The sequence below is a fragment of the Microbacterium sp. SCN 71-21 genome (assembly GCF_001725695.1).
Lineage (GTDB): Bacteria > Actinomycetota > Actinomycetes > Actinomycetales > Microbacteriaceae > Microbacterium > Microbacterium ginsengisoli.
Window position 1 is genome coordinate 11,127 of sequence record NZ_MEGA01000103.1, and the last position, 4,990, is coordinate 16,116.

A 4,990-nucleotide genomic window follows, 5' to 3' on the forward strand; every position below is an offset into this window, starting at 1 on the left:
CACCGGCGACCGGGGCGTGGCGTGACGGCGATCCGGCCGGCGACCGACGGTTCGCCGCCTTCGGCGCGTTCACGACCGAGGGCGGGGCCACCCTCCCCGCCTACCGGCTCGCCTTCGAGACCTGGGGTGAGCTCTCCCCCGCCCGCGACAACGCCGTGCTCGTGCTGCACGCCCTCACGGGCGACTCGCACGTGCGCGGCGAGGGCGGGCCGGGGCATCCGACCGACGGCTGGTGGGGCGACATCGTCGGACCCGGCGCTCCGATCGACACCGACCGGTGGTTCGTCATCGCCCCCAACATGCTCGGCGGCTGCCAGGGATCGACGGGTGCAGCGAGCATCGGACCACGGGGCGCCGAGTGGGGTGCGCGTTTCCCGTATCTCACGATCCGCGACCAGGTCGAGGCGCAGCTGCGGCTGGTCGATGCGCTGGGCATCGAGCGGTTCGCGGGGGTGATCGGCGGATCCATGGGCGGTATGCACGCCCTCGAGTGGGCGATCTCGCATCCCGAGCGGGTCGCCCGACTCGGCGTCCTCGCCGCTCCCCCGATCGTCACCGCCGACCAGGTCGCTCTGAACTCCGCCCAGCTCGCGGCCATCCGCCTCGACCCCGGGTTCGAGGGCGGCGACTACTACGACGCGGCCGCCGGTGAGGGACCGCACCGTGGGCTCGCGCTCGCGCGCCGCATGGCGCTGCTGAACTACCGCAGCCCCGAAGAGCTGAACCTGCGCTTCCAGCGGTCATGGCAGTCGGATGTCTCGCCCCTCGGCCACGGCGGACGCTTCGCCGTGGAGTCCTACCTCGACTTCCACGGCAACAAGTTCACGCGCCGCTTCGACGCGAACGCCTACGTGACGCTCGTCGAGGCCATGAACTCGCACGACGTCGGCCGCGACCGGGGCGGCGTCGAGGAGGCGCTGCGACGGATCACCGCCACGACCCTCGTGCTGGGCGTCGACAGCGACCGACTCTTCCCCGTCGACGGCCAGCACCGCATCGCGCGCAGCGTCCCGCGCACACTCGACGGCGACCGGGCGGTCGTCATCTCGAGCGACTTCGGCCACGACGGCTTCCTCATCGAGTCCGACGAGGTCGGCGGGCACCTGCGGCGGCTGCTCGCCGCACCCGCTGGCTGACACGCGCGAAGCAGCCGTCCCGGTCAGTCCGGGAGCGGGCGTCAGTCCGCGGGACCGGCGATCGCCAGGCCCGCGCGGCGACGAGACCTGTCCTCGACGCGGAACGAGAGCCACGCGATGCCGAAGCCGATCAGCGCAAGACCGACACCGACCCACGCCGGCGCGACGAACCCCCAGCCCCACGCGATCACGACGCCGCCGAGGAATGCGCCGAGGCTGTTGCCGATGTTGAACGCCGAGTGGTTGAGGGCGGCCGCGATCGACTGGTTGTCCTCCGCGACATCCATGAGACGGGTCTGCGCGGTCGGATTCACCGACGACGACACCAGCCCCATGACGAACACGAGGGCCGCGAGCGGGACGATCCAGTGCGACACGAGCGCGAGGATCACCAGCACCAGCGCGATCGACAGCAGCCCGCCGAGGAGGGTGCGCCGTAGGTTGATGTCGGCGAGGTACCCGCCGATGATGTTTCCGATCGTCATCCCGACGCCCATGAGCACGAGCACGATCGGCACGACCCACTGGGGCGCGTGGGCGACATCCGTGACCATCGGCGCGACGTAGCTGTAGAGCGCGAAGAACCCGCCGAAGCCGATCGCGCCGAGCGCGAGGGTGAACCACACCTGCGGGATACGGAACACCCGCAGCTCCGCTCGCATGGTGCGGCCCGGGTCGCCGGGGTGGGCCGGCACGAACAGGGCGATCATGATCGCCGTGACCACCCAGAGCACGGCGACCACGCCGTAGGCGGCGCGCCATCCGATCTGCTGCCCGAGGAACGTGCCGAGCGGCACGCCGACCACGTTCGCGACGGTGAGACCCGTGAGGATGAACGCGACACCCTTGGCCCGCTTGCCCGGACCCATCACGTCGGCGGCGACGAGGGCGCCGATGCCGAAGTAGGCGCCGTGCGGCAGTCCCGTCACGAGGCGCGCGACCGCGACCCACCCGAAGGTCGGCGCGAGCACGGTGAGCAGGTTGCCGACGGCCAGCACGATCGACAGCACGAGCATGACGCGGTGGCGCGGATAGCGTGCGACGAACCCGGCGATGGTGGGCGCGCCGATGACGACGCCGAGCGCGTACAGGCTGATGAGCCAGCCGGCCTGGGCGATCGCGTCGCCGGGGGCGGTGGCCCACGTCTGGGGCAGCAGGTCCTGCGCGACGTTCGGCAACAGGCCCATGACGACGAATTCGCCCATGCCGATCGCGAAGCTGCCGATGGCCAAGGAGAGAAGCGCCGCCGTTGCCGCCCCCTTCGATATCTGAGGGGAGGTCACAACAAAATGGTACGCCCGGGATCGACCCCTGTCGAATCGTTTCGGCGCCCACGCCCGCACCCGACGCCATGCACGTCCGCGCGCGCAGATCGGAGCGTGCACGCGAGGCCCTCGGGTCTACTCCTCAGAGTCGTCGATGGCCCGTTCGAGGCGCTCGATCTTCGCATCGAGCTCACCCGTGTAGCCCGGGCGGATATCGGCCTTCAGCACGAGCGAGACGCGGGACCCGAAGGGCAGCACCGCCTCCGTCGCACGCCGGACGACATCGAAGACGTCGTCCCACTCGCCCTCGATCTCGGTGAACATGCTCGTCGTGCGGTGCGGCAGACCCGAGTCGCGCACGATGCGCACAGCGGCCGCCACCGCATCGTGCACCGAGCCGTCTTCACGACCCGTGCCGCTGGGAGCGACGGAGAACGCGACGAGCATGGTGACCTCCGGAAGATCAGTCGGCGGTGACGGGCGCGGGCGGCACCCGATGGTCGCGGCGGGCAGCGATCTGGGGGTGCACCGGCACGCGGACCAGCAGCACGATCGTCCAGACGAACAGCACCACGAGAAGGATGTTGCGGATGGTCAGCACCAGCAGCGGCCCGAGGTCCACGATGAGGATGTTGAAGTACACCAGCGGATACACGATCTGGGTCGCCAGGGCGATGAGGAGCGCGAGGGTCGCCGGCTTCCACCAGCGCCCGCGATCGAGCACCAGGCCGTATACGAGGGGCGGCACGATCCAGGCGATGTACTGCGGCGAGCCGACCTTGTTCAGCACGATGAACGCGAGCACGAGGCCGAGGGACAGCGACGGGAGCAGCCCGCCGAAGGTCGCGCCGCGGTACTTCTTCCACGCACCCACGCCGGCGACTGCGAGAACACCCACTCCGAGGAGCGGCGTCATCACGCTGATGACCGGGTCGACACCGGGGCCGGTCACATAGAAGGTCAGCAGGTTGGGATCCCACCCGATGCCGGATGTCGGCACGCCCACGTAGTACATCCACAGGTAGATCGAGCTCACCGGCGACTCGATCTGCAGCGAACGCGTGGTCTGGTCCCCCACGAACCCGAACACGTACTGCCCGCCTCCGGCCGCCGCGACCAGCACGACGACGAGCACGGTGACGATCGCCGCGGATGCAGCCACGACCCATCGTCGGTGCAGCGCGATGAGCGCCGCGCCGACCAGCGCGGCCGGCCACACCTTGATCCAGGTCGCGACCGCCAGCAGTGCGGATCCGAGCCAGGGTCGGCGCGCCAGCCACAGGATGCCCGCGACCGACAGCGCCACGGTGACCGCCTCGAGACGGTAGACGTAGACCGGGCCGAGCAGCGCGATGAACGCGAGCCAGAACCAGGCTCCCGCGTTGCGCCCGTTCGATCGGCCGCGGCCGATGAGCACCGCGAAAGCGGCGGCATCCAGCAGTGTGACCACGACGGCCCAGCCGATCGTGTACCCGCCGGCCCAGGCGAACAGCCAGGAGGCGAGCATGGGCAAGATCGCCAGCTGTGGGTAGACCCAGCCGGTGTCGATGCCGACGTAGCCGAAGTACGAATCGTGCACGATCCCGGAGTACGCGTCCCGCACGGGGAAGAGTCCGTCGTGGAAGAACGCGCCCGACCACGGTTCGTAGACGTTGTACACGTCGCCCATGGGCTGATTCGGATAGGTGAATCCCAGAATGGCGACGCCGAGGTGCACGACCACGAATGCGATCCAGAGCACCGAACGTTTCGACATCGCGGACCAGTGTACGAGGGGCAACCGTGCCGCTCCCTGTAGAGGACGACGCCCCGCGGGAACCGTTACCGAACGGCAATCCCCCGCGCGAGCGCTTCCCCCACGGCCTCGGGCAGGGCGCGCGCGACGTCGAGCGCGGTGATGGGGCCCGGTCGACCGTTGCCCGCCCGGGATGCCGCGAGCTCGCCGGCGCGCGCGTGGAGCCAGGCGCCCGCGGCCGCCGCATCGAGGAGATCGACGGCGGTGTCTCCCGCGACGCGGCCTGCCATGACGGATGCCGCCACCGCCCCGATCGCGCCGGCGAGTACGTCCCCGGTGCCCGCCGTCGCGAGCCACGGCGTGCCCGCCGCGACGACTCGCACGCGCCCGTCGGGCGCCGCCAGGACGGTGCGCGCGCCCTTGAGCAGCACCACGGCGCCGAGCGCCCGCGCGGTCTCGGATGCCGCTGCCGCCCGGCCGTCATCGCCCTCGATGTCGGTGTGATCGAGACCCAGCTGCGCCCGCAGCCGCGCGAACTCCCGGGCGTGCGGCGTCACGATCACCGGTGCGTGCGCGGCGGGCGCGAGCTCGAGCGCCCCGGCATCGACGACGACCGGCACACTGCCCGCGAGCAGGCGAGTGAGCGTCTCGGTCTCGGCGAACGGCCGGGATGCGGCATCCGTGCCCGACCCCACCACCCACGTGTGGACGCGCCCATCCGCGGTCACCGTCTCGGGTCGCGCAGCGAGAACGAGCTCACGCGCCGGACCGGTGTAGCGGACCATTCCGATTCCCGCCCGCCAGGCGCCCTCGACGCCCAGCACCGCGGCGCCCGGATACGCGAGCGAACCCGT

Annotated in this window: 5 protein-coding genes; 1 reads left to right on the top strand and 4 read right to left on the bottom strand. The window is 71.0% G+C overall.

Annotation, left to right across the window (positions count from 1 at the left end; translation table 11 throughout):
- On the top strand, positions 1-1,136 hold a 1,136-nt coding region (metX, locus tag ABT08_RS12255), incomplete at its 5' end, for a homoserine O-acetyltransferase MetX (RefSeq protein ID WP_288115138.1).
- Between the two features lie 41 nt (positions 1,137-1,177).
- Here the strand turns inward: metX and ABT08_RS12260 are convergent.
- The 4 genes from ABT08_RS12260 to ABT08_RS12275 form a co-directional block, all read right to left on the bottom strand.
- Positions 1,178-2,419 (bottom strand): MFS transporter, encoded by a 1,242-nt coding sequence (locus ABT08_RS12260; RefSeq protein WP_056206535.1) that lies wholly within the window; start codon positions 2,417-2,419, stop codon positions 1,178-1,180.
- 117 nt (positions 2,420-2,536) lie between these two features.
- Positions 2,537-2,848 carry a thiamine-binding protein gene (locus tag ABT08_RS12265; protein WP_056206532.1) on the bottom strand — a complete coding sequence of 104 codons (312 nt, stop codon included), beginning with the start codon at positions 2,846-2,848 and terminating at the stop codon, positions 2,537-2,539.
- A 16-nt stretch (positions 2,849-2,864) separates the two neighbouring features.
- A complete protein-coding gene (locus ABT08_RS12270) occupies positions 2,865-4,157 on the bottom strand; it encodes a DUF2029 domain-containing protein (RefSeq protein WP_056206531.1) in 1,293 nt (430 codons plus the stop codon).
- Positions 4,158-4,222: 65 nt separating this feature from the next.
- On the bottom strand, positions 4,223-4,990 hold a 768-nt coding region (locus ABT08_RS12275; RefSeq protein WP_288115139.1), incomplete at its 5' end, for an ADP-dependent NAD(P)H-hydrate dehydratase.